The sequence below is a fragment of the Actinoallomurus sp. CA-150999 genome (genome assembly GCF_050942425.1).
GTDB lineage: Bacteria > Actinomycetota > Actinomycetes > Streptosporangiales > Streptosporangiaceae > Actinoallomurus.
Genome location: NZ_CP192063.1, coordinates 6868057 through 6894033, shown reverse-complemented (window position 1 = coordinate 6894033; position 25977 = coordinate 6868057). Strand labels below are relative to the sequence as shown.

General features: G+C 68.0%; 27 protein-coding genes. 18 read left to right on the top strand and 9 right to left on the bottom strand.

The window, feature by feature from the left end; translation table 11 throughout:
- The first annotated feature begins 6 nt into the window (after positions 1-6).
- The 5 genes from ACQP2O_RS31955 to ACQP2O_RS31935 are packed head-to-tail and all read left to right on the top strand — an operon-like array spanning position 7 to position 5118.
- Positions 7-1242 carry an ABC transporter substrate-binding protein gene (locus ACQP2O_RS31955; RefSeq protein WP_433171527.1) on the top strand — a complete coding sequence of 412 codons (1236 nt, stop codon included), beginning with the start codon at positions 7-9 and terminating at the stop codon, positions 1240-1242.
- Between the two features lie 42 nt (positions 1243-1284).
- A complete protein-coding gene (locus tag ACQP2O_RS31950) occupies positions 1285-2154 on the top strand; it encodes a branched-chain amino acid ABC transporter permease (RefSeq protein WP_433171525.1) in 870 nt (289 codons plus the stop codon).
- Positions 2151-3974 carry a branched-chain amino acid ABC transporter ATP-binding protein/permease gene (locus tag ACQP2O_RS31945; protein WP_433171521.1) on the top strand — a complete coding sequence of 608 codons (1824 nt, stop codon included), beginning with the start codon at positions 2151-2153 and terminating at the stop codon, positions 3972-3974. The genes ACQP2O_RS31950 and ACQP2O_RS31945 overlap by 4 nt, the downstream gene beginning before the upstream one ends.
- Positions 3958-4662, top strand: a complete 705-nt coding sequence (locus ACQP2O_RS31940) for an ABC transporter ATP-binding protein (protein WP_433171519.1) — start codon at positions 3958-3960, stop codon at positions 4660-4662. The genes ACQP2O_RS31945 and ACQP2O_RS31940 overlap by 17 nt, the downstream gene beginning before the upstream one ends.
- A 48-nt stretch (positions 4663-4710) precedes the next feature.
- Positions 4711-5118, top strand: coding sequence for a nuclear transport factor 2 family protein (locus ACQP2O_RS31935; protein ID WP_433171517.1), 408 nt, complete (start codon positions 4711-4713; stop codon positions 5116-5118).
- On the opposite strand, the gene ACQP2O_RS31930 is transcribed toward ACQP2O_RS31935, so the two are convergent.
- Together ACQP2O_RS31930 and ACQP2O_RS31925 are read right to left on the bottom strand one after the other, a co-directional pair.
- A complete protein-coding gene (locus tag ACQP2O_RS31930) occupies positions 5115-7454 on the bottom strand; it encodes a glycoside hydrolase family 3 N-terminal domain-containing protein (protein WP_433171515.1) in 2340 nt (779 codons plus the stop codon). The two genes, ACQP2O_RS31935 and ACQP2O_RS31930, sit on opposite strands and share 4 nt — an antisense overlap.
- 41 nt (positions 7455-7495) lie before the next feature.
- A complete protein-coding gene (locus tag ACQP2O_RS31925; protein WP_433171513.1) occupies positions 7496-8533 on the bottom strand; it encodes a LacI family DNA-binding transcriptional regulator in 1038 nt (345 codons plus the stop codon).
- A gap of 180 nt (positions 8534-8713) precedes the next feature.
- Between ACQP2O_RS31925 and ACQP2O_RS31920 the strand changes: the two genes are divergently transcribed.
- The 6 genes from ACQP2O_RS31920 to ACQP2O_RS31895 all read left to right on the top strand — a co-directional run bounded on the left by ACQP2O_RS31920 (position 8714) and on the right by ACQP2O_RS31895 (position 14044).
- On the top strand, positions 8714-10033 hold the full coding sequence (locus ACQP2O_RS31920; RefSeq protein WP_433171511.1) for an extracellular solute-binding protein: 1320 nt from the start codon (positions 8714-8716) through the stop codon (positions 10031-10033).
- Complete coding sequence (locus ACQP2O_RS31915; protein ID WP_433171509.1) at positions 10033-10935, top strand: carbohydrate ABC transporter permease; 903 nt, start codon at positions 10033-10035, stop codon at positions 10933-10935. The genes ACQP2O_RS31920 and ACQP2O_RS31915 overlap by 1 nt, the downstream gene beginning before the upstream one ends.
- Positions 10935-11822 (top strand): carbohydrate ABC transporter permease, encoded by an 888-nt coding sequence (locus ACQP2O_RS31910; protein WP_433171507.1) that lies wholly within the window; start codon positions 10935-10937, stop codon positions 11820-11822. Before ACQP2O_RS31915 ends, ACQP2O_RS31910 begins: the two co-directional genes overlap by 1 nt.
- A gap of 254 nt (positions 11823-12076) precedes the next feature.
- Positions 12077-12496, top strand: a complete 420-nt coding sequence (locus ACQP2O_RS31905) for a MarR family winged helix-turn-helix transcriptional regulator (RefSeq protein ID WP_433171505.1) — start codon at positions 12077-12079, stop codon at positions 12494-12496.
- 113 nt (positions 12497-12609) lie between these two features.
- Positions 12610-13047, top strand: coding sequence for a PPOX class F420-dependent oxidoreductase (locus ACQP2O_RS31900; RefSeq protein ID WP_433171503.1), 438 nt, complete (start codon positions 12610-12612; stop codon positions 13045-13047).
- Between the two features lie 190 nt (positions 13048-13237).
- Complete coding sequence (locus tag ACQP2O_RS31895; protein ID WP_433171501.1) at positions 13238-14044, top strand: GntR family transcriptional regulator; 807 nt, start codon at positions 13238-13240, stop codon at positions 14042-14044.
- Here the strand turns inward: ACQP2O_RS31895 and ACQP2O_RS31890 are convergent.
- Genes ACQP2O_RS31890 through ACQP2O_RS31880 form a run of 3 tightly spaced genes read right to left on the bottom strand, consistent with a single transcriptional unit; the run spans position 14011 to position 17041 of the window.
- Complete coding sequence (locus tag ACQP2O_RS31890; RefSeq protein WP_433171499.1) at positions 14011-14907, bottom strand: VOC family protein; 897 nt, start codon at positions 14905-14907, stop codon at positions 14011-14013. The genes ACQP2O_RS31895 and ACQP2O_RS31890 overlap by 34 nt on opposite strands.
- Entirely contained in the window at positions 14904-16094 is a 1191-nt protein-coding gene (locus ACQP2O_RS31885; RefSeq protein ID WP_433171497.1) for a hypothetical protein, read from the bottom strand. The genes ACQP2O_RS31890 and ACQP2O_RS31885 overlap by 4 nt, the downstream gene beginning before the upstream one ends.
- Positions 16091-17041, bottom strand: coding sequence for a fumarylacetoacetate hydrolase family protein (locus ACQP2O_RS31880; protein ID WP_433171495.1), 951 nt, complete (start codon positions 17039-17041; stop codon positions 16091-16093). The genes ACQP2O_RS31885 and ACQP2O_RS31880 overlap by 4 nt, the downstream gene beginning before the upstream one ends.
- Before the next feature lie 275 nt (positions 17042-17316).
- Here ACQP2O_RS31880 and ACQP2O_RS31875 point away from each other — a divergent pair, with 275 nt between their 5' ends.
- The 7 genes from ACQP2O_RS31875 to ACQP2O_RS31845 all read left to right on the top strand — a co-directional run bounded on the left by ACQP2O_RS31875 (position 17317) and on the right by ACQP2O_RS31845 (position 23378).
- On the top strand, positions 17317-18108 hold the full coding sequence (locus ACQP2O_RS31875) for a 2-keto-4-pentenoate hydratase (protein WP_433171493.1): 792 nt from the start codon (positions 17317-17319) through the stop codon (positions 18106-18108).
- The gene (locus tag ACQP2O_RS31870; protein WP_433171491.1) at positions 18108-19013 is read left to right on the top strand and encodes an acetaldehyde dehydrogenase (acetylating); all 906 of its coding nucleotides are present in this window, start codon (positions 18108-18110) and stop codon (positions 19011-19013) included. Before ACQP2O_RS31875 ends, ACQP2O_RS31870 begins: the two co-directional genes overlap by 1 nt.
- Entirely contained in the window at positions 19010-20062 is a 1053-nt protein-coding gene (gene dmpG / locus ACQP2O_RS31865) for a 4-hydroxy-2-oxovalerate aldolase (RefSeq protein WP_433171490.1), read from the top strand. Before ACQP2O_RS31870 ends, dmpG begins: the two co-directional genes overlap by 4 nt.
- The gene (locus tag ACQP2O_RS31860; protein WP_433171488.1) at positions 20059-20838 is read left to right on the top strand and encodes a 2-keto-4-pentenoate hydratase; all 780 of its coding nucleotides are present in this window, start codon (positions 20059-20061) and stop codon (positions 20836-20838) included. Before dmpG ends, ACQP2O_RS31860 begins: the two co-directional genes overlap by 4 nt.
- Position 20839: 1 nt before the next feature.
- Positions 20840-21049 (top strand): tautomerase family protein, encoded by a 210-nt coding sequence (locus ACQP2O_RS31855; RefSeq protein ID WP_433171487.1) that lies wholly within the window; start codon positions 20840-20842, stop codon positions 21047-21049.
- A complete protein-coding gene (locus ACQP2O_RS31850) occupies positions 21049-22488 on the top strand; it encodes an aldehyde dehydrogenase (protein WP_433171485.1) in 1440 nt (479 codons plus the stop codon). Before ACQP2O_RS31855 ends, ACQP2O_RS31850 begins: the two co-directional genes overlap by 1 nt.
- Before the next feature lie 104 nt (positions 22489-22592).
- Entirely contained in the window at positions 22593-23378 is a 786-nt protein-coding gene (locus tag ACQP2O_RS31845; RefSeq protein WP_433171483.1) for an SDR family NAD(P)-dependent oxidoreductase, read from the top strand.
- A 154-nt stretch (positions 23379-23532) separates the two neighbouring features.
- On the opposite strand, the gene ACQP2O_RS31840 is transcribed toward ACQP2O_RS31845, so the two are convergent.
- From ACQP2O_RS31840 to ACQP2O_RS31825, 4 genes are read right to left on the bottom strand one after another with little or no spacing between them, the layout of a single operon-like run.
- Positions 23533-24285 carry an SDR family NAD(P)-dependent oxidoreductase gene (locus tag ACQP2O_RS31840; protein WP_433171481.1) on the bottom strand — a complete coding sequence of 251 codons (753 nt, stop codon included), beginning with the start codon at positions 24283-24285 and terminating at the stop codon, positions 23533-23535.
- A gap of 57 nt (positions 24286-24342) precedes the next feature.
- Positions 24343-24915, bottom strand: a complete 573-nt coding sequence (locus ACQP2O_RS31835) for an SRPBCC domain-containing protein (RefSeq protein WP_433171479.1) — start codon at positions 24913-24915, stop codon at positions 24343-24345.
- A 49-nt stretch (positions 24916-24964) separates the two neighbouring features.
- A complete protein-coding gene (locus ACQP2O_RS31830; RefSeq protein ID WP_433171477.1) occupies positions 24965-25408 on the bottom strand; it encodes a nuclear transport factor 2 family protein in 444 nt (147 codons plus the stop codon).
- Positions 25409-25454: 46 nt separating this feature from the next.
- The gene (locus ACQP2O_RS31825; protein ID WP_433171475.1) at positions 25455-25844 is read right to left on the bottom strand and encodes a nuclear transport factor 2 family protein; all 390 of its coding nucleotides are present in this window, start codon (positions 25842-25844) and stop codon (positions 25455-25457) included.
- Between the last annotated feature and the right edge of the window lie 133 nt (positions 25845-25977).

The following is a 25977-nucleotide window of genomic DNA, read 5'->3' as shown; positions in this document are numbered from 1 at the left end:
TCGACAATGAGAAAATCACTTCCACAAACCGCCGCCACCGCCGCACTGGCGCTGTGCCTGAGCGCGTGTGTCGGAGGCGCGGGCGGCGCCGCCTCGACCTCCGGCCCCATCCCGGTCGGATCCGTCCTGGATCTGACCGGCCCGCTGAGCATCTACGGCGTTCCGAAATCCAAGGTCACCAAGCTGGCGATCGACGACATCAACGCCCACGGCGGCGTGCTCGGGCGGAAACTGAGCCTGGTGCAGTACGACTCGCAGTCGTCGACCCAGAAGAACGTCGAATACGCCAACCTGCTGGCCACCAAGAAGAAGGTCGCCGTGGTCCAGGGCGGCATCACGAGCGCTTCCCGCGAGGCCATGCGCCCGGCGCTACGGCGCCTCAAGACCCTGTACTTCTACAACAGCCTGTACGAGGGCGGCGTCTGCGACGGCAACGAGGTGATCACCGGTGAGACGGCCTCCCAGTTCCTCGATCCGCTGATCAGCTACGCCGCCGGCAGCCTCGGCAAGCGGATGTACATCGTGGCCGCGGACTACAACTACGGTCGCATCTCCGCGCAGTGGATCGAGAAGTACGCCAAGAAGTACGGTGCGCAGATCGTGGGCAAGGAGTTCATCTCACTCGACAGCGGGAACTTCGGCGCGACCTTGAACAACATTCAGCGGACGTCACCGGACGTCGTGGTCTCGGTGCTGGTCGGGGCGAACCATGTCCCGTTCTACCGAGAGTTCGCCGCCAAGGGACTCAACAAGAAGATCAAAATCGTTTCGCCGTCGTTCGGCCTCGGAAACGAACAGGAGATCCTCAGCCCGGCCGAGGCACAGGGCATCGTCACTTCCTACAACTACTACCAGGAGCTCGACAACCCGAGCAACGCGGCGTTCCTGCAGAAATTCACCGGAGCCTACGGGAAGACGCACCCGTACGTCACGGATCTCGCGATCTCCGAATGGAACGGCTGGCACCTGTGGGCCGCCGCGGTGAACAAGGCCGGCAGCGTGGATCGCAAGAAGGTACTCAAGGCGATCGAGTCGGGCCAGGTGTCGATCGATTCACCGTCCGGGCGCGTCACCGCGGACGGCCCCACCCACCACGTGGTCGAGGACGTCTCGCTGGCGAAGGTGAACGCCCGGCGCGGCTTCGACGTGATCAAGACGTTCCCGGCGCAGCAGCCGAGTTACGAGAAGACGGTCTGCGACCTGATCAAGAACCCGTCCCTCAACCGCGCTTTCACCCCCTGATGAACCATCCACGCGAAATCCCGCCGGCCGGAAGGAATGCGCATGCTCGGTGATGTGACGAACATCGGGGTCAATGTGCTCAACGACGTAGCGACCCTGATCATTGTCTCGCTGGGCCTTTCGATCGTGTTCGGCATGATGGGCGTCATCAACATGGCGCACGGCGAATTCATCATGATCGGTTCGTTCACCGTGATCATCGCCGCCCGGCACGGCCTTCCGCTGTGGGCGGGCATGCTGGTGGCACCCGTCATCGTCGGCGTCCTCGGCGTGCTGACCGAGCGCCTGTTGATCCGCCGGCTCTACGGCAAGCGCATCGAGGGCACGCTGCTGGCCACCTTCGGGCTGAGCCTGGTCCTGCAGCAGGGCGCGACGCTGCTGGCCGGGAGCAGCCCCCGAGGCGTCGCCACTCCCTTCGGGAGCATCACAGTGGGACGCTACGCGATCGACTGGTACAGCCTCATCGTCATCGCCGCCGCGCCGGCGCTCATCGGCGTCGTGCTCGTGCTGTTCCTGTGCACCAGGTACGGCCTGCTCGCCCGCGCCACCATGCAGAACCGCGCCATGGCCGACAGCCTCGGCATCGACACCGCGAGGATCAACATGCTCACCTTCGGTCTCGGCTCCGCCATCGCCGGCGGCGCCGGCGCCCTGCTCGCGCCGGTGCTCGCGGTGGTCCCCACGATGGGCGTTCCGCTCATCTCCGCCGCCTTCATCGCCGTCGTACTCGGCGGTCCGGCGGCCGTCACCGGTACGGCCGCGTCCGCCGGCCTCCTCGGATCGGTGCGTCAGGGGGTGAGCCTGGTGTCCACGCCGCTGCTGGGCACCGCCGCGCTCCTGGCGACCGCCACCGTGATCCTTCGTCTCCTGCCCGAAGGAATCTCCGGGCGTTTCCGGAAGGTCACGCTGTGACCCTCACTCGCGGGACCGTCCCGCTCTTCGGCCGGATTCGCCGCGTCCTGGCGAGCTCACCCGGCATGCTCCTGATCACGCTGGTCGCGGCGTCGGTCGCCGGTGCCTCCGGGGAGGCCCGGGTCCAGCAGTTGACGACCTGGGCCGTGTACGGCCTGCTTTCCCTCAGCCTCGTGCTGGTCTGGGGCAAGGCCGGAATCTTCAGCTTCGCCCAGGGCGCGCTCTTCGGGATCGGCGCCTACGCCTACGGCGTGGCGGCGACCGACCTCCTCCCGGTCACCGGGGAATCGCTGTCCGCCGTCCTGGCCGCCGCGTTCGCGGCGGCACTCGCCGCGGCGCTGATCGGCTACTTCGTCTTCTACGGACGGCTCGGTGAGCTTCCCGTCGCCGTGGTGACCTTGGCCTTCTCCCTGCTCCTGCTGACCGTGATGAGCAGCCTGTCGGACCCGAAGTACCACATCGGCGCCGCCGCCCTGGGCGGGTACAACGGACTGACCGCGCCCGTCCTCACCGTGCCCGGCGCGCCGGACGGACTCGGCGTCACCGCCCTGTTCCTCGTCGTCGTGGCCGTCACCGCGCTGGTCGCCGTCGGCCTGCGATGGCTTCTGCGCAGGCCGTTCGGACGCGTCGTGCGGGCGACGGCGAGCAACCCGGAACGGACCGAACTGCTCGGATACGACACCCGGCGGGTGCGCCTCCAGGTGTTCGTCCTCGGAGGCATGGTGGCCGGGCTCGCGGGCGCCCTGTACACCGCGAGTTCCCTGTACATCGACCCGTCCGTCTTCGGGCTCGCACAGTCCGCCCTGGTCGTCGTCTGGGCGCTGGTCGGCGGCCGCGGCTCGCTGCTCGGCGGGCTCGTCGGCGTCGCGCTGGTCGAGCCGCTCACCTCCACACTCGGCGGGGTGGGCGGCGACTACGGGCCGATCATCCTGGGCGTCATCCTCATCGTCGTGGTGCTGGCGCTTCCCGGTGGCCTGGTGTCGCTGGTGGAGCGGCTATTGCGCCGACGGCCGCGGCGGGAAGGCGATGAGTCCGCGGACCGGACCGTCCTCGCCATCGCCGGCGATCCGCCACTGCCGCGTGAGGACCGCGAGCCGGCCACGCTGACCACTCACGGCCTCAGCAAGCGTTTCGGCGGGCTCTTGGCCACCGACGACGTCTCCCTCGAGTTCACGGCGCTGCGGATCCATTCGATCGTCGGCCCCAACGGCGCGGGCAAGAGCACCCTGTTCTCCCTGCTCGTCGGGCGCCACCGGCCCACGGCCGGGACCATCCACGTCGACGACGTCGACATCACCCACCTTCCGGTGGCCCGCCGCGCCCGGCTCGGGCTCGGGATCAAACGTCAGGTCTCGAGCGTCTACCTGGACTCGACCGTCATGGAGAACCTGTGGACGGCGGCGTACGCCGACTGCCGTTCCACCGCCGCCGCGGACGAAAGAGCCCGTGACATGGTCACCTGGCTCGGACTGTCAGCCCGCGCCGACGACAACGCCTCAGACCTGGCGCACGGGCACCGGCAGCTTCTCGAGATCGGCATGGTGCTGGCGGCCCGCCCGAAGGTCGTCCTGCTGGACGAGCCGACCGCCGGCATGACCCGCGAGGAATCCCACCTCGTTGCCGAGCTGATCAAGACACTGTCCTCGTACTGCACCGTCGTGGTGGTCGAGCATGACATGGAGTTCATCCGCGAGCTCGGCGCTCCGGTGACGGTGCTGCACAAGGGTGCCGTGCTGGCCCGCGGGTCCATCGAGGAGATACGCGCGGACAAGCGCGTGCTGAGTACCTACCTGGGACGGGCGCATGCTGACGCTTCGTGACGTGGAAAGCGGATACGGCTCGACGACCGTGCTGCACGGCATCTCCCGCGAGGTGGCCGCCGGCGAGGTGACCGTCCTGCTGGGCCGCAACGGGGTCGGAAAGACGACACTTCTGCGGACGGTCATCGGGCAGCTCAGCCTGCGGCGCGGGTCGATCACCCTGGCCGACCACGACATCGGCGGCCTGCGCGCGTACCGGCGTGCCCGCCTCGGCTTGGCCTACGTGCCGCAGGGACGCGACATCTTCCCCGGATTGAGCGTACGGGAAAACCTCCGCGTCGCGGTCCTCGGTGTACGGCGACGCGACTGGAACGAGCGCCTGGAGCAGGTCCTCGAGGAGTTCCCGCAGCTCAAGGACAAGCTGCGGGCTCCAGGCCGGAGCCTCAGCGGCGGCCAGCAACAGGTGCTCGCGATCGCCCGCGCGCTGATCACCGATCCACGAGCCTTGCTTCTCGACGAACCGTCCGAGGGAATCCAGCCCTCCGTCGTCACCGAGATCGCCGAGATGCTCGTCGGTGTGGCCCGGGAACGGGACATCGCCGTCCTCGTCGCCGAACAGAACCTCGACTTCGTCCAGCGGGTATGCACCCATGTCGATGTGATCGACAAGGGGCGGCTGGTCGCCAAGGTGTCCGTCGACGAACTGATGACCACCGCGGACCTGCAGCACAAATACCTCGGTGTCTGAGGTCCTGTCCGATCACCACAGTTCGTGTTCACGAGGAGGGAATTCCACATGATGTCGCAGGACCCCACGCGGTCCCTGGTCGAGGCCGCCGTCTCCCGGTACTTCACGGCCATCGCCGCCCGCGATGCCGCCGCCTGGGCCGCCAACTTCGCGCCCGACGGTCGCAGCGAGGACCCGGTCGGGAGAGAGCCGGTGGTGGGCAGAGAAGCGCTCGCCGCCTTCCAGCAGAGCATCTTCGACGCGTTCCCCGTCATGGTGCTCACTCCGGTCGAACACTACTTCGGCGGAAATCAGGCGGCGGTCAAATGGACCTGCCACGTGGAGGCCGGTGGGCGCAGCGCGGACTTCACGGGCATCAACACCTACGAGGTCGACGAGCACGGAGCCATCGCCCGGCAGAAGGCGTTCTGGGACATCGAGTCCGTTCAGCGACGCCTGGCGGCGGTACAGCCCTAGAAGGGCCCATCAGGTCGTACCACCTCGACGTCGACCGGTGTGTGCAGGACGCGGTCGTGGCCGGCGTGACGAGCCGGGCCGGTGAGGCGGAATCCACCGCGAAGGTGGATGTCGGTACTTGAGGCCCCGACCATGACGGTCATCTCGCCGGGCTCGATGACGCGTCGCATGTCCAGGCCGGTGAAGGAGGTGCGGTCGGCGTGCAGGCGGAAGGTGACGCGGGCCTGCTCACCCGGGGTCAGTTCGACGCGTGCGAAGCCGGCCAGCTGGAGCAGGGGACGGGTGACCTGGGCGACCGGGTCGCCGAGGTAGAGCTGGACCACTTCCGCTCCCCGCCGGTCGCCGGTGTTGCGCACCGTGCAGGCGATCTCGACTTCGCCGTCGGCGGCGATCTCGACGGAGCTCAGCGCGAGGTCGGTGTAGGCGAATGTGGTGTACGACAGGCCGTGTCCGAAGGGGAAAGCGGGCGTGGGGTCGAGATTGCTGACGCCCTCGCTGTTGCCGCCGAGCGGCGGGTGCAGGTATGTGCCGGGCTGGCCGCCCGGCGACGCGGGGATCTGGACCGGCAGCCTGCCGGATGGGTTGATCCGTCCGCTGAGCACGCCGGCGAGGGCGGCGCCGCCCTCCTCGCCGGGGAAGAACGCTTGGACCGCGGCGACGACGCGGTCAGCGTACGGGCCGAGGGCGTACGGCCGGCCGGAGACGACGACCAGGATGACCGGGGTCCCGGTGGCGAGGAGCGCCTCGACGAGTTCGTCCTGGACGCCGGGCAGGGACAGGTCGGGCGCGTCGCAGCCCTCGCCGGAGGTGCCGCGGCCGAACAGGCCCGCGCGGTCGCCGACGACGGCGACGCACACCTCGGCGTCGCGGGCGGCCGCCACCGCCGCGTCGATACCGGAACGGTCCTCGTCCTTCACCGGGCATCCTGGCGCGTGACGCACGTCGGCGTTGGGCAACTCCGCCGTCAGCGCGGCCAAGAGCGATGGTGCCTGGATACCGGGCCCGTCCTGGTCGAGCTCAGGGTGGTGGGGAAGTACGTGGTTGGGGAAGGCATAGCAGCCGAAGAAGGCGTACGGGTCGTCGGCGCAGGGACCGATGACGGCGATCGACCTGGTGCCGGCAGTGAGCGGGAGCGCGTCGTCTCGGTTGGCCAGCAGGGTGATGCTGTGCTCGGCGAGTCGGCGGGCGATCTCCCGGTTCTCGGCGGGGTCCAGGTCGATGGGCCCGTCCGGCATCGCCGGCACCGGGTCTCCGTCGAGGAGCCCGAGCTCGACCTTCTGCCGCAGCACGCGGCGCACCGCGCGGTCGACCAGATCCTCGGGGACCTCGCCGTCGCGCACACGCTCGGCGAGCGGCTCGCCGAAGCAGAGCGTGTCGGGCAGCTCGACGTCGATCCCGGCCCGCAGGGCACGGGCGCCGGCCTGGCCCGGCGTCTCGGCGATGCGATGCATGGTCTGCAGGAAGGCGATGGACCAGTAGTCGGAGACGACGGTGCCCGCGAAGCCCCACTCGTCGCGCAGCACGCCGGTCAGCAGCGAGGCGTCGGCGCCGGCCGGGACGCCGTCCACGTCGGCGTAGGAGTTCATGACCGAGCGGGCGCCGCCGTCGCGCAGTGCCATCTCGAAGGGCGGCAGGATGACGTCGGCGAACTCACGGCGTCCCATCGACACGGGGGCATGGTTGCGGGCGGCGCGGGATGCGGAGTATCCGGCGAAGTGCTTGAGGGTCGCGATGATGCCGGCGCTCTCCAGACCGCGTACATAGGAGGTGCCGACCATGCCGACCAGGTACGGGTCCTCGCCGAGGGTCTCCTCCACGCGGCCCCAGCGGTAGTCGCGCACGACGTCGAGGACAGGGGACAGACCCTGGTGGACACCGACCCGGCGCATGTCGCGGCCGATCGCCCGCGCCATTTGCTCCACGAGAGCGGGGTCGAAGGTGGCGGCCCAGGCGATGGCGGCCGGATAGACCGTGGCGCGGTAGGTGGTGAACCCGGTGAGGCACTCCTCGTGGGCGATGGCCGGAATGCCGAGGCGAGTGTCCTCGATCAGTGCGCGCTGGAGCTCCCGTAGCCGTCGTACGCCTTCGGTCGGCTCGACGGGCCGCGTCCCGAACGGGCGGGTGAGGTGGCCGAGCCCGTTCTTGCCGGCCTGAGCGTAGTCCTCGGCGTGCCGGGCGAAGACGTCCTGCATGGGGGCGACGTTGCCGCTGATCCGCTCGACCCCGACCCAGGCGCTGCCCAGCTGGGCGAGTTTCTCCTCCAGGGTCATCTCCGCGAGGAGGGCTTCGACCCGCTCGTCGCGGGGGCGGGACGGATCGTTCCAGACAGTGCTCATCAAGCGGGTTCCTTGTGATGCGGAAGCGGTGAACAGGGGATTCAGACGCCGGGCGGCGGAGCGGTGGACTCGCGGACGACGAGCTGGGTCGCCAGCTCGACGCGGTGGCTGGTGATGCTCTTCCCGGCGACGAGCTGAAGCAGAGTCTGCAGGGCCGCCCGGCCGATCGCGGCGAACGGCTGGCGCACGGTGGTCAGCGGCGGGGCGGAGGTGCCGGCGGCGTCGTTGTCGTCGAACCCGACGACGCTCACGTCCTGCGGCACCCGTAGGCCACGGACCCGGGCGGCCTCGATGACACCGAAGGCCTGGGCGTCGTTGGCGGCGAACACCGCCGTGGGCGGTTCGGGCAGGGCGAACAGCTCCTGGGCCGCTAGGTGACCGGATTTGAAGGTGAAGTCGCCCGGCCGGATCAGCGCGGGATCGGGCGTGATCCCCGCACTGCCGAGGGCGGCGCGGTAGCCGTGGACGCGCGCCTTGCTGCACACCGCGTCCGGGCGTCCCTCGATCATGGCGATGCGTCGGTGGCCGAGGCTCAGCAGGTGTTCGGTCGCGGTCATCCCGCCGGCGAAGTTGGTGGCGCCGATGCTGGGCACGGACTCGTCCGGCACGTTCATCGGGTCGATGAGCACCACGGGGACATCGGCCCGGTCGAAGTGGGCCCGCTGCTGCGGCGTGAACTCGGAGGTAACGAGAATCATCCCGAGGCGCCCGGCGGCGGCGACCCTGCGCACCCACGCGGCTCCCAGCGGATCGTCCGGGACGACTCCCACGACGACGTCGACCCCGGCCTCCTCGGCTGCCCGTACCACGCCGTTGGTGATCACCAGGTTGTTCGGGTTGTGCAGGGCGTCGAAGGTCAGGTTGATCGCGGGTACGGGCGGCGCCTGCGCACCACCGCCGCTCGGCGTGCGGGCGATGTAGCCATGCTCCACCAGGAGGCGTTCGACTCGCGCACGGGTGGCGGCGCCGATGTCGGGGCGTCCGTTCACCACCTTGGACACGGTGGCGACGGAGACACCGGCCTCCTCGGCGATCGCGGTGAGAGTCGCCCGCGCGGGGCGACCAGAAGCCCTCGGCATGAGGATCCTTTCGCTGAGCTGCGGAGAATGTAACGCAAGCTTTCGTAACAGTCTAGAGGTATTGAGGCTGGATATCTTGCTGCTAGGGGTTGACCGGCCAGGATTGGGTGCCTAATTTGTCGGCCAAGCGAACCAGAGGTTACGAAAATTTTCGTAGCTTGTCGATCAAGGGAGCTGAGGATGGCCCCGCGAAACATTCACCGTGCGTTGTTCTCGACCGGTGCGGCGGCGCTGGCACTGACGATGACGGCCTGCGGCAGCAGCGGCCGTACCGTCGCGGGCGGCGGGCCCGGTGGCGGCACCCTGGTGTGGGCCCTCACCGGGGGCACCCAAACGACGTTGACGGCCTCCCAGCAGGCATGGAACAAGGCAAACCCGAAGAGCGCCATCAACGTCCAGTTCTTCCAGAACGATCCGTACAAGCAGAAACTGCGCACCGCCGTCGGTGCCGGCAACGGCCCGGTGATCTTCGAGAACTTCGGCGGCGGCACCCTTAAGGACTACGTGGACGCCGGCAAGGTCGCCGACCTCACCCCGGAACTCGCCAAGGACCCCGCGTGGAAGGGCAGGTTCTTCCCCTCGGTGCTCAAGGTCGCCGAAGTCGACGGGAAGAACTACGCCATCCCGATCAACGGTGTCCAGCCGGTCGTGCTCTTCTACAACAAGGACCTGTTCGCCAAGGTCGGCGCCCAGCCCCCGAAGACCTGGGACGACCTGCTGGCCCTGGTGGGGAAGTTCAAGGCCGCCGGCATCGCCCCTCTGTCCATGGGGGGCGCGTCGAAGTGGCCCGACCTGATGTGGCTCGAGTACCTCACCGACCGCGTCGGCGGCCCGCAGGTCTTCGCGAACATCGCGGCGCGAAAGCCCGGCGCCTGGTCCGATCCGGCCGTGCTCAAGGCCGCCACCATGATCAGGCAACTGGTCGACGTCGGCGGTTTCGCCAAGGGCTTCCAGTCGGTCAACGCCGACACGAACCAGGCCGAGGCGCAACTGTTCACCGGCAAGGCCGCCATGGATCTCATGGGCAGCTGGGCGTATCCGGTCATCCTGACCAACGCCCCGACCTTCGTGAAGTCCGGCAAGCTCGGCTGGGCCCCGTTCCCCACCGTCGCCGGCGGCAACGGCGCCCCGGCCGACCTCGTCGGCAACCCCGCCAACTTCTTCTCCGTCTCCGCCCAGGCGAGCGCCGAGGCCAAGACCACCGCGGTGAACTACCTGAAGAAGGGCGTGCTGAACGACGCGTACATCGGTGACCTGGTCAAGGCGGGGGAGGTGCCGCCGGTCAACGGCCTCGAGGGCAGGCTCGCCTCCGCCCCGAACAGCGGCTGGCTCACCTACGTCTACGGCATGACGAAGAACGCAGGTAGCTTCCAGCTCTCCTGGGACCAGGCGCTCAGCTCGGCCATGGCGGACACGCTGCTCACCAACCTCGACCGGTTGTTCGGAGGGCAACTGAGCCCGGCGCAGTTCTGCGCCGCGATGGACAAGGCGGCCAAGTGATGAGTCTCGTCGCCAAGGCGCCAGGCGCGGGAGGCCGCCGCGGGCCGTCCTTCGTGATGGCGGCGCCCGCGCTCGCCCTTTTCGCGCTCTTCGCCCTCGCTCCGATGGCGATCGTGGTCTACCTCGGCCTCACGAAGTGGGACGGCCTGGCCACTCCGGCCTGGACCGGGCTGGACAACTGGCGGACCGCCCTCACCAGCGGCGTAACACGGCACGCCGTGTGGCTGACGCTCAAGTTCATGGCCATCTCCTGGCTGGTGCAGACCCCCGTCAGCCTGCTGCTCGGCGTCTTCGTCGCCGGGCGGCAGCGCTACCGGGCCGTCCTGGCGGTGCTCTACTTCATCCCGCTGCTGATCTCCTCGGCCGCCGTCGCGATCATCTTCAAGAACCTCCTCGACCCGAACTTCGGCCTCGGCGCCGCGCTGCACCTGTCGTGGCTCAGTCAGGACTGGCTCGGGAACCCGGACCTCGCCTTCGCCACGATCGTCTTCGTCATCGCCTGGCAGTTCGTGCCGTTCCACACGCTGCTCTACCAGGCGGGCGTACGGCAGATCCCGGCGTCCCTGTACGAGGCGTCCGCGATCGACGGCGCGGGCCGAGTGGCCCAGTTCCGGTACGTCACGCTGCCTCAGCTGCGGTATACCATCGTCACCTCCTCGACGCTGATGCTGGTCGGCTCACTCACCTACTTCGACCTGGTGTTCGTCATGACCGGAGGCGGTCCCGGCTACGCCACCCGCCTGCTGCCCCTGGACATGTACATCACCGGATTCCAGAGCAACCAGATGGGCCTGGCGAGCGTCGTGTCCGTGATCCTCGTCGCCGCGGGACTCGTGCTGTCCCTCGGCATCGTCCGCTTCTCCGGGTTCTCCCGCATGCGCAGCCGACAGGCAGGTGCGTGATGGCAGCTCCTTCGGTGATACGCGAAACCTCCACGGCTTCCCTGCCTCGCCGCCTGCCGTCCCGGCGCCGAGTGCGCCGGACCAACCTCCTCGGCGCACTCGGCGGGATCGCCTGGCTGGCGATCGTGATCGTGCCGATCTACTGGGCCGTCATCGCCAGCCTGCGCCCGCAGGAAGGGTTCTTCACCGCCGACCCGCTCATCCCGCCCGCACACCCCACCCTGGCCAACTACCGGCTCGTCCTGGACAACGACTTCGCCCACTACTTCCTCAACAGCGTCATCGTGACCGGCGCGACGACCCTGCTCACCCTCGCCGTCTCGCTCATGGCGGCCTACGCCATCGTCCGCGGCGACCGCCGCTCACTGCGCCTGACGTTCAACCTCTTCCTGCTGGGGCTGGCCATCCCGCTGCAGGCAACGATCATCCCGGTGTACTACCTGATCGCCAAGGCGCGAATGTACGACACCCTGCCGGCGATCATCCTCCCGTCCGCCGCGTTCGCCATCCCGCTGACCGTCATCATCCTGGTCAACTTCCTGCGGGACATCCCCGACGAACTGTTCGAGTCGATGCGCGTCGACGGAGCGGGCGACTGGCGGATGCTCTGGAGCCTCGCGCTGCCGCTCGCGAGACCGGCCATCACCACGGTCGCGATCTACGACGCCCTCAACGTCTGGAACGGCTTCCTCTTCCCCCTGATCCTCACCCAGAGCCCCGACAAACGCGTCCTGCCCCTGGCGCTGTGGACCTTCCAGGGCCAGTTCACCGTCAACGTCCCCGCCGTACTGGCCGCCGTCCTCCTGTCGACGCTGCCCGTCCTCGCGCTGTACGTCGTCGGCCGCCGCCAGTTGATCGGCGGGCTCACCGCCGGCTTCGGTAAGTAGGCGCGTCGGTGGGCTGATTGACACATCGCCATCTTCGACATCACCAGCCGACGTCCCCTGAGATCGAATGTAGTTCGTATCACGGATAGTACATGGCGTTAACTGTCTATGAGGTGTACTCTATTTCTGTGTCCTCGACTCGTCCACTCAAGCCAGGAGCACGTGCCACTCCTCCTCCGCCAGAGGAATCTGCGGAGACCGCGGCGCCCCCCTCCGACTCGGATGTGCCAGAGGGGACCGCGGATGAGGACGCCATGGCGTTGATTCGACTCTCCGGGCTGGTGCAGACGACGTTCACGCGCGTGGCCGACCGCCACGACCTCACCTCCGTGCAGGGCCGGTTGCTGTGCGTCCTGGCCCAGCAGCCGCGCGGCATGGCCGAGCTCGCCCGCATGTTCGGCGTGGGCAAGGCGAACCTGACCGGCCTGATCGACCGGGCGACCCAACGGGGACTGGTCAAGCGATCGCTGGTACCCGGAGACCGTCGCGCCGTGCAGGTTGTCCTCACCGAGGACGGCCGCCGCTCGGCGCTCGCGTTCCATCGCGACGTGACCAGCGAACTCGCGGGATTTTTCGGCGCCCTCGCACCAGGAGCGCGAGACGCCTTCCGCGCCGCCGCCGGCAGCATCACGGACGCGGCCGGTTACTCCGATGTCTGGAGTCGTGAGGGGTGACGTGGACGGTACGGCGAAGGCGGCGAGGTTCCCGGTCTAGGCGTCGCCGCCCAGGGCTGCCGGCAGCACCGAACTCCTGATGAACGAAGCCATCACCTACGGAAAGGACCGTCATGTCGTTTACCGATGAGGAACTCGTCTACCTGTCCACGCAGCGGCTAGGCCGACTGGCCACTGCGCAGCCGGATGGAACCCTCCAGGCCAATCCGGTCGGGTTCCGCTACAACGACAAGACCGGCACGATCGACATCGCCGGGCACGGGATGGCGTACAGCCGCAAGTTCCGCAACGTTGCGGAGAACGGTCGGGTCGCGTTCGTGGTCGACGACCTCGCCTCGACGCAACCGTGGCGGCCGCGCTGCCTGGAAATCCGCGGCGACGGTGAAGCGATCGCCGACCCCGCCGACTCCGCCTGGGCGCCCGCCATCGCGCAGACCGGGTTCGACGGGGCGATCATCCGGATCCACCCGAAGCGGATCATCAGCTTCGGAATCGGCGAGACCGCCAACGATGTCCGCGAGTTCACGATCAACAAGCGTACGGTCGGCTGACGGTCATGGACCTGGGCTGTGTGGCCGGGTCCCACTGGTCACCGCTGCCTTCAGCGGGGATCGGTGCTGGCCGTGTGAGGTGGTGACACGATGCCGTCTCCGATCGGCTGATCTGCGGATATACGCATAACTGTATGCAGATTCGAGGCCGCATCAACCCTGGTCGTATGGGGTGCGCCACAATGAAGGCATGCCACAGCGAACTCTCCGCCTTCCGGGGATCGAGCGGCTGGACCTGCCGCAGACGCGCCAGTCGATCGTGCCCCTGCACGCTTATCTGCGGGAGTGCATCCTCGACGGCCGGATCCCGCCGGAGACGAAGCTGTCGCAAGCCGCGTTGGCCGAGCAGTTGGGCGTCAGCCGCACCCCGTTGCGGGAGGTGCTGCGCATGCTGCAGGAAGAGGGCCTGATCGAGTCCGAACCCAATCAGCGCATGCGAGTCGCCGGGTTCAATCCAGCGGAACTGGATGTCACTTATGGCTCCCGGATCGTACTGGAGTGCCTGGCGGTCGCGATGACCATCGGCGGCTTCAAGGCGCAGCAGCGGCGGCAGGCCAAAGCGGCGCTGACGGCGATGCGCCGGGCTGCCAGGAGCCGTGATGTGGCCGCCTGGTTCATCGCACACGGCGAGTATCACCATCTGCTGAGTGCTGCGGCGGATGAGCCGTTGCGCACGCAGTTGCGATCACTGGCCGACCGGAGCGCCCGGTACATCCGCATCGCCCAGCATGTGGATCCCACCGATTGGCAGAAGGCCGGCGACGTGGAGCATCCGGCGATCCTGGAGGCGATGGTGGCCGGCGACGAACGGGCCGCCGTGTCACTGACCGCTCGCCACCTCGAGCACACTGCGGTGAGGGTGTTGACCGACTGCGCGTCCGACTATGTGCTGCAGGCGGTGCCCAAGGCGGTGGCCCTGATGGACACCGCGCCGGCAGCACTGGCCCGAGCGTCTGGGAACGGTCACACGGTCGCGGGCACCGACGGTGACAATTGACGTTGCCGCGTGGTGGGGGCCACCGGACCAAGCCACATGTCGATGGAGGCCGGCTGCTCGGGGTCGAAAATCCGCGGTCTCCACGCCGCCTCATCCTCGATCAGACGGGCGCCGATGGCGTATTCGTACGTCAGGTTCTCCGGGCCCCGGAAGTAGAGGAACACCGCGCCGGAGGTGGGATGCCGGCCCGGGCCCATCACGATCTCGACGCCGTTGTCGACCAGGAAGTGCCAGTTGCGGAACAGGTCGTCGAGCGAGTCGACCTGGAAGTTGATATGGCAGAGCGCCGCTTCGTCGCCGCGGAACACGGCGAGTTTGTGGTGGACCTGGTCGATGCGCATCAGGCACGCCGCATCGCCGACCCAGTCGGATACGCGCGCATTGAAGGTCGTGGACCAGAAACGGTAGGCCTCCCGCACGTCGGGCGCATCCAGGCACAGGTGGCCGAATTCGGTGATTCCCGATGAGCGGGTCAGTCGCACCGGCTCGGCGGAACTGAGCTGGCCCGCGGCCAACTCCACGCGATTGCCGAACGGGTCGTCGAAGGCGATGAACTCGGCCACCCGGCGCGAGCGCGCCGCCGCGCGGTCGCCGCGTTCGACGCGCAGACCACGCTGCTCGAGTTCGGTCTCCGCTGCGGCGAGGGCGTCGGTGTCGGCGACCGCGAGGCCAGAGGCGATCACCCCGGAGCGCCCTTCGACGAACGTGAGGCAGTGGTGCCGGGTGTCGGCGCGCAGGTGCACCACACCGGGCTCGTCGGCGTCGACCACCTCGAGCCCGACGATTTCGCTGGCGAACCGGACGGCGCCGGTGAGGTCCTCGACACCGGAACGCACGTAGGCGATGTCGGTCAGAGTGATCACGAGTCGGTCCTCTCGTCGTAGCCGAGGTAGCCGCGTGCCTGCGCGTCCGCGGGCCAGTGGTGGCAGACGGCACCGGTCAGCTGGGTCTGCAGGCAGCGAGGCGGGTCGCACGGGCAGGTACGGAAGGCGCCGAGCGCTCCGGCCGCCAGTTTGCGGGGCCAGTCGGGGTCGACGAACAGCTGCCGGGCCAGGCCGACCGCCGAGGCCTGGTCCGTCTCCAGGACTCGTGCGGCGTCGCGGGGGTCGGCGAGTCCGCCGTTGGCCACGACCGGGATTCGTACGGCGCGCGCCAGTGCCGCCGTGTCGGCCAGCGAGTAGCCGCGGCGGTCGAGCATTCCGGCATTGCCCGGCAGCCGCATGGTCTCGAAGGTGGCCGGGATGGCGAACAGGAACGCCGCTCCCGCCGCCTCCAGCAGTGGAGCCAGCCGTACGGCATCGTCGAGCGTCCAGCCGCCCTCCACCAGTTCATCGCTGAGCAGGTGCACACCCACCACGAAATCCGGGCCGGTGTTCGCGACGACTCTGCGTACCACCTCGAGGGCGAACCGCGTACGCCCGGTGAAGTCACCGCCCCACTCATCGGTTCGCCGGTTGGTGCGCGGTGAGAGGAATCCGGAGATCAAGAAACCCTGCGCGGCGTGCAGGTCCACGCCGTCGAACCCGGCGCGCTCGCACAGTTGCGCCGCGCGGACGAACGCGGTGATGCTCTCCTCGATTTCTTCGGCGGTGATCTCCTGCGGGGTGACGACCCTGCCGGGGGTCAGTTCGAACGACATGGGGGAGGGGGCCAGGCGACGTCGGCTCTCGTACTCTTGCCAGGGGCCCGCATAGCGGCCCGCATGTACGAGCTGGACGATCGCCAGGGCACCGTGCTGGCGGATCTCGGCGGCGAGCCGCCGCAGCCCGGGCAGCCGCCGTTCGTCGTCGGCCAGCGTCTGCAACGGCATCTGCCGTCCCGCGATATTGATCGCGAAGTTCTCGGTGATCACTACACCCACGCCGCCCTGCGCACGGCGTGCGTAATGCTCGATCTCCCGCTCGGTCACCGTGCCGTCGGCATCGCCGTAGCACACCGACATGGGAGCGAGCATGATCCGGTTACGAACGCTGCGCGTTCCCAGGGACATGGGCGTGAACAGCGGTGCGAATTCGCCGCTGACAGCGGAGGAGGTCGCCACGGTCGTCATCGTTGCTCCAGGCCGTGCCCGGCCACCGCCGGGGCCGATGCCGCCGGTGCCGAGTCTGCCCGCCTCACGTGGTTGCGCAGAACGCCCAGCGGCGCGATTTCGATGCGCACTTCGTCGCCGACCTGCAGCGCTGCGCCTTTCGCGACACCGACGCCGGCCGGTGTTCCGGTGGCCAGGACGTCACCCGGTTCGAGGGTCATCAGCGCGCTCGCCGCGGACACGAGCTGAGCCACGCCGAAGATCATGTCTCCGGTGTTGCCATCCTGCTCGAGCACACCGTTGCGCCACAGCCGGATCGACAGCGACTGCGGATCGGGTACGAACCATGACGGTGTCACACCGGGACCGATCGGGGTGAACGTGTCGCGTCCCTTGGAACTCAGCCAGTCGTAGGCGAATGGCGGTGCGAGCGGATTGGGCCGGGCATGGAGCCCGCGCGCCGAGATGTCGTTGACGATCGTGTACCCCGCGACCATCTCCAACGCCCGCTCGACCGGCACATGGTGGGCGCGCGAGCCGATCACCACGCCGAGCTCGGCCTCCCAGTCCACCCGCGCGCCGGGGTCCTCGGGGATCGTCACCGTCCCGCCGGGGCCGATGATCGTGGTCGCAGGCAGCAGGAAGAAGTACGGTTCGAAATCGGCCGGCATCTCCGCGATACCCATCTCCTGCAAGTGGTCACGGTAGTTCGCGCCGGCGCAGACGAGTTTGCTCGGAGCCGATAGCGGAGCCAGTATCTGCACCGAATCCAGCGGTTCACCCTCGGCAGGCTGCAAGCCCCGCAACATCGGCTCCAACTCCGCCCAGTCGCGCATCAGCGCCCCCACGTCCGGATAGCGCGCCAAGACGGGATCGCGCCACACGCGTCCGTCGGTATCGGCGACACCGACGAACGATCCCGGCCCCCCGTTTCCGGGGCGGCAGGTCACCAGGTTCCACACGGACATCCGAACTCCCGATGCTCGACTGCGGGTCCTCTGGACAGGGACAACGGGCCGCGCCCAAGGATTGTGACGCCCAGATTGCATACAGTTTCAGGCAGAAGTCAAGAGTTGACATCGGGGGATAACTGCATACAGTTTGGGCTGCCGACGTGGTCGGCAAGCCTGCCCGGCTGAGCGGCGCCAGGGAGCGGCCGTACAACACACCCGACCCAATCGGAGATCACCATGGAACCGGACAACGCGAGCACGATCGGGTCGACCGCCGAGGCGATGCCGTCGTGACCGCCGTGATGCTGGCCGAGGCGGCCGACCTCCTGTTCACCGCCTACGACACCAAAACTCCGGTCGAGCCGCTGGTGGACAAGTTCGAGGGCCTGACGCTCGCCGACGCCTACGAGATCCAGTTGCTGCAGATCCGGCATCGGGTGGCCCACGGAGCTCGGATCAAGGGCCACAAAGTGGGGCTCTCCTCGCCGGCGATGCAGCGGCAGATGGGCGTGAACCAGCCGGACTACGGCCACCTCCTGGACGACATGTTCTGGCTGGAGAACCAGCCCGTCCCGGCGTCACGATTCCTGCAGCCGCGGGTCGAGCCCGAGATCGCCTTCGTGCTCAGGCGGCAACTGGCCGGACCAGGGGTCACCGTGGCCGACGCCGCCGCCGCAGTGGACTTCGTGCTGCCGGCGCTCGAACTCATCGACTCGCGCATCCGCGACTGGCGAATCGGGATCGTCGACACCATCGCCGACAACGCTTCGTCCGGCGGAGTCGTTCTGGGCAGCACTCCGGCCCGGCTCGCCGAGGTGGATCTCCGGCTCGCCGGGTGCACGCTGCACCGCAACGGCGAACTGGTCGGCACCGGAGCGACCGGCGCGGTGCTCGGCTCGCCGTTGACCTCGCTGGTGTGGCTGGCCAACACCGTCGGTGCCCGTGGCGTGGTCCTGGAAGCCGGGCATGTCGTGCTACCCGGCTCCATCACGGCTTCCGTCCCGGTCGGTGCGGGCGACACCGTCACCGCGGCCTTCGCCGGGCTCGGCAGCGTTACCGCACGATTCACCGAGGAGACCTGATGAGCAAGGTGACCGCGGCCATCGTCGGCCCCGGAAACATCGGCACCGACCTGCTGGCGAAGCTGCTGCACAGCACGTCGGTCGAGGTGCGGTACATGGTCGGCGTCGACCCGGCCTCGGACGGGCTGGCCAGGGCGCACAAGCTCGGCATCGAGACTTCCGCGGCGGGGGTGGACTGGCTGCTATCTCGTAACAGCCTGCCGGAGCTGGTATTCGAGGCGACCTCAGCGAAGGCGCACTTGGCGAACGCGCCGAGGTACGCGGAGGCGGGCATCCAGGCGATCGACCTGACACCGGCGGCCGTGGGACCGCTGATCTGCCCGCCGGTCAACCTGGGAGAGCACCTGGACGCGCCGAACGTCAACATGATCACCTGCGGCGGGCAGGCCACCATCCCGATCGTGCACGCGGTCTCCCGCGTCGTGCCGGTGGACTACGCGGAAATCGTCGCGTCGATCGCCTCCCGGTCGGCGGGACCCGGCACACGCGCCAACATCGATGAGTTCACCGAGACCACCGCGCACGCAATCGAGCGGGTCGGTGGCGCCGGCCGAGGCAAGGCCGTGATCATCATGAACCCGGTAGAGCCACCGATGATCATGCGGGACACCGTGTTCTGCGCGATCCCGGCGGATGCCGACCGCGACGCCATCGGCGAGTCCATCGTCCGGATGGTCGGCGACGTGGCCGAGTACGTGCCGGGTTACACGCTGCGCGCCGACCCGCAATTCGACGACCCGCGCCCGGAATGGGATGGGCAGGGCAGGGTGGCCGTCTTTCTCGAGGTGCGCGGCCGAGGCGACTACCTGCCGCCCTGGGCAGGAAACCTGGACATCATGACGGCCGCGGCGGCTCGCGTCGGTGAGCTGCTCGCGGCCGCACGGACCACGGCGGTGACGTCATGACCTTGGACAACGACCAGCAGCTGCGCGAACTGCGGATTACCGACTCGACCCTGCGAGACGGTTCCCACGCGATGCGGCACCAGTTCACCGAGGCTCAGGTGCGCGGGGTGGTGCGGGCGCTGGACACCGCGGGAGTCCAGGTGATCGAGGTGGCCCACGGCGACGGCCTCGGCGGCTCGAGCTTCAACTACGGGTTCTCCCGGGTGAACGAGATCGAGCTGATCGCGGCCGCCGTGGACGAGGCGGCACGGGCGAGGATCGCCGTGCTGCTGCTGCCCGGTGTGGGCACCGTGACCGATCTACGCCGTGCCCACGATGCCGGGGCGAGCGTGGCCCGGATCGCCACTCACTGTACCGAGGCGGACACCTCCATCCAGCATTTCGCCGCCGCCCGGGAACTGGGCATGGAGACGGTCGGCTTCCTGATGCTCGCGCACCGGGTCGGCCCGGAGGAACTTGCCCGGCAAGCGCGGATCATGGTCGATGCCGGTGCCCAGTGTGTGTACGTCGTCGACTCGGCCGGGGCTTTGGTCCTGTCCGAGGCACAGGCGAGGGTGCGTGCGCTCGTCGACGAGATCGGGCACCAGGCGCAGGTCGGCTTCCACGGCCATCAGAACCTCGGCCTCGGCATCGCCAACTCGGTGCTGGCCCATCAGAGCGGGGCGCAGCAGATCGACGGCGCCCTGTGCGCACTCGGGGCTGGCGCGGGAAACGCACCGACCGAGGTGCTCGCGGCGACGTTCGAGCGTCTGGGCGTCAACACCGGCATCGACGTCGACCTGGCCCTGGCCGCGGCCGAGGACGTGGTGAAACCGTTCATTCCCCGGCTGCCGTGGATGGACCGGTCCTCGATCGTGCAGGGGTACGCGGGGGTGTATTCCAGCTTCCTGCTGCATGCCGAACGGGCGGCCGAGCGTTACGGCGTGCCGGCCCACGAGATCCTGCAACAGGTCGGCGAGGCCGGATACGTCGGCGGCCAGGAGGACATGATCATCGATATCGCCCTGCGGCTGGCCGAGGAGCGCGACACCGCCGGGGCGGGCCGATGAGCTGGGATGTCGAACGGGCCGCCACGGCACTGCTGGAGGCGGAGGACACCCGGACCGACCGCGGTCCGATCAGTGACGAGTGGCCCGGCCTCGACCTGGCGACCGCGTACGCGGTGCAGGACGAGGCGCTGCGCCGCAGGCTGGATCGCGGCGAACGGCTCATCGGTGTCAAACTCGGGCTGACCTCACGGGCGAAACAGGAGCGGATGGGGATCGCCGCACCGCTCACCGCCTGGCTGACCGACGCCATGATGCTGCCGGCGGGCGCGCCGGCTCCGCAGGACCGCATGATCCACCCGCGTGCGGAACCAGAGATCGTGTTCGTCATGCGGGACTGGTTGGCCGGCCCCGGAATCACCGCGGCCGGCGCACTCGCCGCGGTCGATTCGGTGTACGGCGGCATCGAGCTGATCGACAGCCGGTATCGCGACTTCCGGTTCACGCTGCCCGATGTGGTGGCCGACAACGCCTCCTCCGGCCGCTTCGTCACCGGCCCCGTAGGCCTGCCGCCGGAGTCTCTGGACTTGGCGCTGGAGGCATGCCTCGTCGAGGTCGACGGCCAGGTGGTCGACAGCGCCACCGGCGCCGCCGTACAGGGCCACCCGGCCGAGGCGCTGGCCCTGGCCGCCAACGAACTGGCGCAGCGGGACCTGGCGATCAAACCGGGCTGGGTGGTCCTCACCGGCGGAATGACCGACGCCGTACCCGTATCGCCCGGTACCACCGTCGCGGTGCACTTCACCCACCTTGGCTCGCTCCACCTGGCAGGAGGCTGACATGCCACTGATCGAAGTAACGCTGGTCGACGGACGCACGCCGGAGCAGATCCGCACGCTGATCCACGAGGTGACCGCGGCAGTGGTGCGGTCATTGACCGTGCCGCAGCAGAGCGTCCGCGTCGCCGTGCGGGAACTGCCGACGACGCACTGGGCAGCCGGTGACGTGACCATCGCCGAGCGGGAAGCAGCCAGAGGGGAAACGAGCTGATGGAGTTCTTCGGCCACGTGATCGATGGCGAGGAGGTGACCTCTGGCTCAGGCGCCACCTTCTCCTCGGCCGACCCGTACACCCGCGAGCCCTGGGCGGAGATCGCGCTCGGCGACCAGGCCGACGCCGACCGGGCCGTGACGGCGGCCCGCCGCGCCTTCGACTCCGGGCCCTGGCCGCGAATGGGCACCGCCGAGCGCGGCCGCATCCTGCACCGACTGGCGGATCTCATCGAGGCGCACGTCGAAGACCTCGGGATGGCCGACACCCGGGACATGGGCAAACCGATCACCCAGTCCCGCGGCAACGACGTACCCCGTGCGGCGGCGAACTTCCGGTTCTTCGCCGACCACGCGCGACTGTCCACGGCGGAACTGCTGCCGATGGACTCCGGGCACCACACCTACACGCGTTATGAACCAGCCGGCGTGGTGGCGGCGATAGCGCCCTGGAACTTCCCGCTCATGCTCGAGACCTGGAAGATCGCACCCGCTCTGGCATGGGGCAACACCGTGGTGCTCAAGCCGGCCGAGGACACCCCGGCCTCGGCGACCATCCTGGCCCGGCTTGCCACCGAGGCCGGCATGCCGCCCGGCGTGCTCAACGTCGTGCACGGCTACGGCCCCGACTCGACCGGCCAAGCGCTGACCGAGCACCTCGGCGTGGACCGCATCACCTTCACCGGCGAGTCCGGCACCGGCCGGATCATCGCCGCCGCTGCCGCGCGCAACCTCACCCCGGTCAGCCTGGAACTCGGCGGTAAGGGCGCCAACCTGGTCTTCGCCGACGCCGATCTGGACACCGCCGTGGAATGGTCCATCAAGGCGATCTTCACCAACACCGGGCAGGTGTGCCTGGCCGGTTCGCGACTGTACGTGCAGAACGACGTCTACGACGAGTTCCTCCGCCGCTTCGCCGCCGCCGCCGACAAGATGGTCATCGGTGACCCCAAACAGGAAGACACCCAGATCGGCCCGCTCGCCTCGCGGCAGCACTACGACAAAGTGCGCAGCTACGTGGAAACCGTGGCCGACGAAGGCGGCACGATCGTCACCGGCGGGCTGGACGAGGGCTGGACGGTGCAGCCCACCGTCGTCACGGGGCTCGGGCAGGACGCGCCGCACAGTCGCGAAGAGATCTTCGGCCCACTCGTCGTGGTGATCCCGTTCGACACCGAGGCCGAGGCCGTCAGCCTCGCCAACGACAGCCGCTACGGCCTGAACGCCATGCTGTTCACCGAGAACCTGCACCGCGCGCACCGAGTCTCCGCCGCGTTGCAGGCCGGCACCGTCTGGGTGAACTGCTTCTTCGTCCGCGACCTGCGTGCACCCTTCGGCGGCGTCGGAGACTCCGGCATCGGCCGTGAGGGCGGCAACTTCAGCCGCGAGTTCTTCACCGAACCCAAGGCCGTCGTCATGCAGATAAGGAACGAAGAGTAATGCCGCGTCCTATGAAGTGATCTCGGTGAGTCCTTGTGGTCGGCGAAGGCCAGGAAGTCGCCGGGATCAATAGATGGAGTTCGTCGTCCAGAAACGGAGCCTCGATGTCCAGTTCGAGCAATGGGCCGGCTGGCCGGCTGGCCGGCAAGACCGCCGTCATCACCGGAACCGCGAGCGGACAAGGTCGCGCGGCCGCCGTCCTGTTCGCGCGAGAGGGCGCGCGTGTCGTCGGCTGTGACATCAACCCCGAAGGGGCGGCGGAGACGGTGGAGATGGTGACCAGGGCAGGCGGCGAGATGGTTTCGCTGCATCCCTGCGATCTCACCGACCCGGGGCAGGCCGCGGCGGTCGTGCAACTGGCCATCAGCACATTCGGCGGATTCGAAGTGTTGTACAACAACGCGGGGATGGCGCGGATGGCGGCGATCGGCGAAATGACCTGGAAGGACTTCTCCTTCACGATCGACCACGAGGTCAACCTGATATTCCACTTGGTCAGCGCGGCATGGTCTCACCTGATCGGTCGAGGAGGTGCGTCCATCATCAACACTGGATCGGTTTCCGGCAGCCGCGTGTACAAGGTGCTTCCCGGGCTTGCCCACTCGGCTGCGAAGGGCGCAGTGCTCAGCATGACGCGGCAGATGGCGATGGAGGGCGGTCCGCATAACCTCCGTGCCAACACGCTGTCTCCTGGGCTCGTCGAGGTGCCGGCGACCAGTGAGGCCATGAAGGCTGCCTGGTTCCGCGAACCGATGTTGGCCAAGCTCATGCTGCCTCGATGGGGTCAGCCCGAGGACGTCGCCGCGGCCGCGGTCTTTCTCGCATCGGACGAGTCATCGTGGATCACCGGCATCGATCTCAAAGTTGATGGCGGCACAACCGCCTGGTAGCGCATGCGGCCCGCCGAACGGTATCGGTTGCGAGTCGGCCGCGCCCATCGGAGCGTGACCGGCGTGCTGCGGCGGTGGGGGACGGGGCACCGAACCGGCCGTACTGCTTGGCACCAGACCGCGCCGCGCCCCGACACGTCGATACCGTACGGAATCAGGCCCGTGCCAATCCGCCGTCCACGAGCAGTGTCTGCCCGGTCATGAACGCGGCGTCGTTCGAGGTGAGGAACGAGATCGCGCCCATCAGGTCCTCCGGCAGACCGACGCGCTTGACCGCCTGGCTCGTGAGAATCGCGTCGAAGAGGCCCAACTGCTGCTGCGGCCCGGCGATCGTGCCCGGTGTGCGCACCATGCCGGGAGCGATCGCGTTGATGGTGATCCCGGACACCCCGACCTCGGCGGCCAGCGAACGCACGAAACCGATCACTCCGCCTTTGCTCGCCGTGTAGGCGACCAGCCCGGCTGAGCCGAGCTGAAACGTCGCCGAAGCCATGATGACGATCCGCCCCCAGCCGGCCTCCTTCATGCCCGGAAGCACGGCCTTTGTGAGATGGAAGACAGAGTCCAGATTGACGTCCATGATTCGGCGCCAGGTCGCCCAGTCGGTGTCTTCGAACGAAGAGATGGGATAGATGCCGGCGTTGTGGACGAGAATATCGACCCCTCCGTACCGGTCGGTGACCGAGCCGACGAATTGCGCAACGCTGCCCGCGTCCGACACGTCGCACTGCTCCCAGAAGATCTCGCCGCCTGCCTTGCGAATGAGTTGCTCCGTCTCATCGGCCGGGGCGAGATCACCGACCGCGACGATCTGCCCATCTCGCGCCAGCCGCAGCGCAAAGCCCTGACCGATCCCCGCGGCGCCCCCCGTGACGACGGCGACCTTCCTGGCCCTCTTTTCCTTCACTGAATTCCTCCATAACGGGTGACGCGATTTTCTGCGAGGACCGGCCCGTGGCAAACCTTATTGTGTGATGCCGAGAAGCGTTTCGTAGTACTCGCGTTTGCTGGCGAAATCCTTCTCGAGATAGTGCAGGACCAGCGCATGGATGTGGGGCTGTTGGATGACGTAGTGGTCATCGTGGCCCGCGAGCAGCTGGCCCAGCTGATCGAGGTGCAGGTGCCAGGCGGCACTGAGGAGGTGCTCTCGACCGACCGAGTGCGGCAGCGCGTGCGTGAGCATGATCTTCGAGCCGTCGCCGTCGGTTGCGACCTCCCATCGCATTGTCGTGCCGAACAGGTCGGGCGTCACATGCCAGGCGGGCACCTCCCACGTCAACGCCAGCACACGCATCGGCTCGAATTCGAGGACCTTGCCGTAGACCGTCGCGCCCATCTTGGGTGCGATCTGGATGACGACATCCCCACCTTCGACAGGCTCGAGTTTGTCGACCGGGCCGCCCAGCCACTTCGCGAGCAGCTCAGGCTCGCCGATGAAGGGCCACAACCGTTCCACCGGCGCGTCGAAACGCCGCTCGAAGTACACTTCGTTCATCTCGGGAGTCCGGCGGATTATTCCGTCCGCGCTTTCGGTCAATTTATTCTCCTTTTTTCCTATCTTGGATTTTCTGATCAGTCCGGGCCCGCTAAGAGTTCACGGTCTCGGCGCTCGGCTGGTACCACCATGGGTATCGGGCCGTGTCCTCGTGGCCGAGGTCGGGATCGAAGTACACGTGCATCCGGCAGATCCTGCCGTCGCGGAAGTCGAATACGGCGCAGAAATGCCCTGGGACGGTCTCTCGCCCGTCCCACGTTCGGCCCGTGACGGTCTCGCCTTCGGTGGTGCCTTCGACGATGACGCGGTCGTCGTGCTCGACGATCTCGAACTCGTCGGCGTGATGGGCCATGCGACGGAACTGCGCGCGGCCCTTGCCCGCGGCGATCATTGCCTCGTGTCCGGTGCCGGCACCGAATTTGGGAACGTAGATCTGGACGTCCTCGGTGAACAGCTCAGTGAGGTCGCCCGTCGCCCGGCCGTCGGCGATCTCATAGAACCGCTTGGCCGTCGCGACGTTCGTGGAATCGACCATGTGACCTTTCTTTCTTAATAACGGCTGGCCCAGGGGTCTGCCGTGCTCATGTCACGGCAGGTGCCATGTCCATGAAGACCTGTATGTCGTCGATAATCCCGTCGGATCGATGATGAATGAAGGTCGCGGCGGGCAGGCATACCACGCTGCCGTCGCTGCGGGTGTAATTGACATCGCAGATCAGCATGGCCGCGTCACCGGACTCCCACACGTCGTGGAAGTCATGCGACATACCGCTGATCGCTCCGAAGAACTGCATTGATGCGGCGCGAACCGCCTCATGGCCGACGACCGTTTCCGCGTTCCCGTAACGCATGCGGACGTCTTCGCTGAAGTGGGCAATAACCCCGTCGATGTCTCCGGCGTCCATGGCCGCGTACAACCCGGCCGCCCAGCTGGGAAGCTCGGTTCTGATCTGTATGTTCCGCTGCGTCATGTCGACTCCCTCGGCGCTGTGGACGCCTGTTGGTTTCTGTAGATCAGTTACGGGCTAAGCCCGCGTCAGTCCCCCAAATGCAAATCGCCGATCACGGCGATGTCGCTGTCGGCTCCGTACGATGCGCGGAGGT

Bases quoted from the DNA above. Each gene is read 5' to 3' on its own strand.
- ACQP2O_RS31930 (WP_433171515.1), bottom strand. From the start codon at position 7,454: ATGAGCACTGTCTGGAACGATCCGTCCCGCCCCCGCGACGAGCGGGTC.
- ACQP2O_RS31910 (WP_433171507.1), top strand. From the start codon at position 10,935: ATGGCAGCTCCTTCGGTGATACGCGAAACCTCCACGGCTTCCCTGCCT.
- ACQP2O_RS31880 (WP_433171495.1), bottom strand. From the start codon at position 17,041: ATGTCCGTGTGGAACCTGGTGACCTGCCGCCCCGGAAACGGGGGGCCG.
- dmpG (WP_433171490.1), top strand. From the start codon at position 19,010: ATGACCTTGGACAACGACCAGCAGCTGCGCGAACTGCGGATTACCGAC.
- ACQP2O_RS31870 (WP_433171491.1), top strand. From the start codon at position 18,108: ATGAGCAAGGTGACCGCGGCCATCGTCGGCCCCGGAAACATCGGCACC.
- ACQP2O_RS31825 (WP_433171475.1), bottom strand. From the start codon at position 25,844: ATGACGCAGCGGAACATACAGATCAGAACCGAGCTTCCCAGCTGGGCG.
- ACQP2O_RS31845 (WP_433171483.1), top strand. From the start codon at position 22,593: ATGTCCAGTTCGAGCAATGGGCCGGCTGGCCGGCTGGCCGGCAAGACC.
- ACQP2O_RS31935 (WP_433171517.1), top strand. From the start codon at position 4,711: ATGATGTCGCAGGACCCCACGCGGTCCCTGGTCGAGGCCGCCGTCTCC.
- ACQP2O_RS31895 (WP_433171501.1), top strand. From the start codon at position 13,238: ATGCCACAGCGAACTCTCCGCCTTCCGGGGATCGAGCGGCTGGACCTG.
- ACQP2O_RS31950 (WP_433171525.1), top strand. From the start codon at position 1,285: ATGCTCGGTGATGTGACGAACATCGGGGTCAATGTGCTCAACGACGTA.
- ACQP2O_RS31830 (WP_433171477.1), bottom strand. From the start codon at position 25,408: ATGGTCGATTCCACGAACGTCGCGACGGCCAAGCGGTTCTATGAGATC.
- ACQP2O_RS31850 (WP_433171485.1), top strand. From the start codon at position 21,049: ATGGAGTTCTTCGGCCACGTGATCGATGGCGAGGAGGTGACCTCTGGC.
- ACQP2O_RS31885 (WP_433171497.1), bottom strand. From the start codon at position 16,094: ATGACGACCGTGGCGACCTCCTCCGCTGTCAGCGGCGAATTCGCACCG.
- ACQP2O_RS31860 (WP_433171488.1), top strand. From the start codon at position 20,059: ATGAGCTGGGATGTCGAACGGGCCGCCACGGCACTGCTGGAGGCGGAG.
- ACQP2O_RS31905 (WP_433171505.1), top strand. From the start codon at position 12,077: ATGGCGTTGATTCGACTCTCCGGGCTGGTGCAGACGACGTTCACGCGC.
- ACQP2O_RS31900 (WP_433171503.1), top strand. From the start codon at position 12,610: ATGTCGTTTACCGATGAGGAACTCGTCTACCTGTCCACGCAGCGGCTA.
- ACQP2O_RS31955 (WP_433171527.1), top strand. From the start codon at position 7: ATGAGAAAATCACTTCCACAAACCGCCGCCACCGCCGCACTGGCGCTG.
- ACQP2O_RS31920 (WP_433171511.1), top strand. From the start codon at position 8,714: ATGGCCCCGCGAAACATTCACCGTGCGTTGTTCTCGACCGGTGCGGCG.
- ACQP2O_RS31925 (WP_433171513.1), bottom strand. From the start codon at position 8,533: ATGCCGAGGGCTTCTGGTCGCCCCGCGCGGGCGACTCTCACCGCGATC.
- ACQP2O_RS31855 (WP_433171487.1), top strand. From the start codon at position 20,840: ATGCCACTGATCGAAGTAACGCTGGTCGACGGACGCACGCCGGAGCAG.
- ACQP2O_RS31915 (WP_433171509.1), top strand. From the start codon at position 10,033: ATGAGTCTCGTCGCCAAGGCGCCAGGCGCGGGAGGCCGCCGCGGGCCG.
- ACQP2O_RS31940 (WP_433171519.1), top strand. From the start codon at position 3,958: ATGCTGACGCTTCGTGACGTGGAAAGCGGATACGGCTCGACGACCGTG.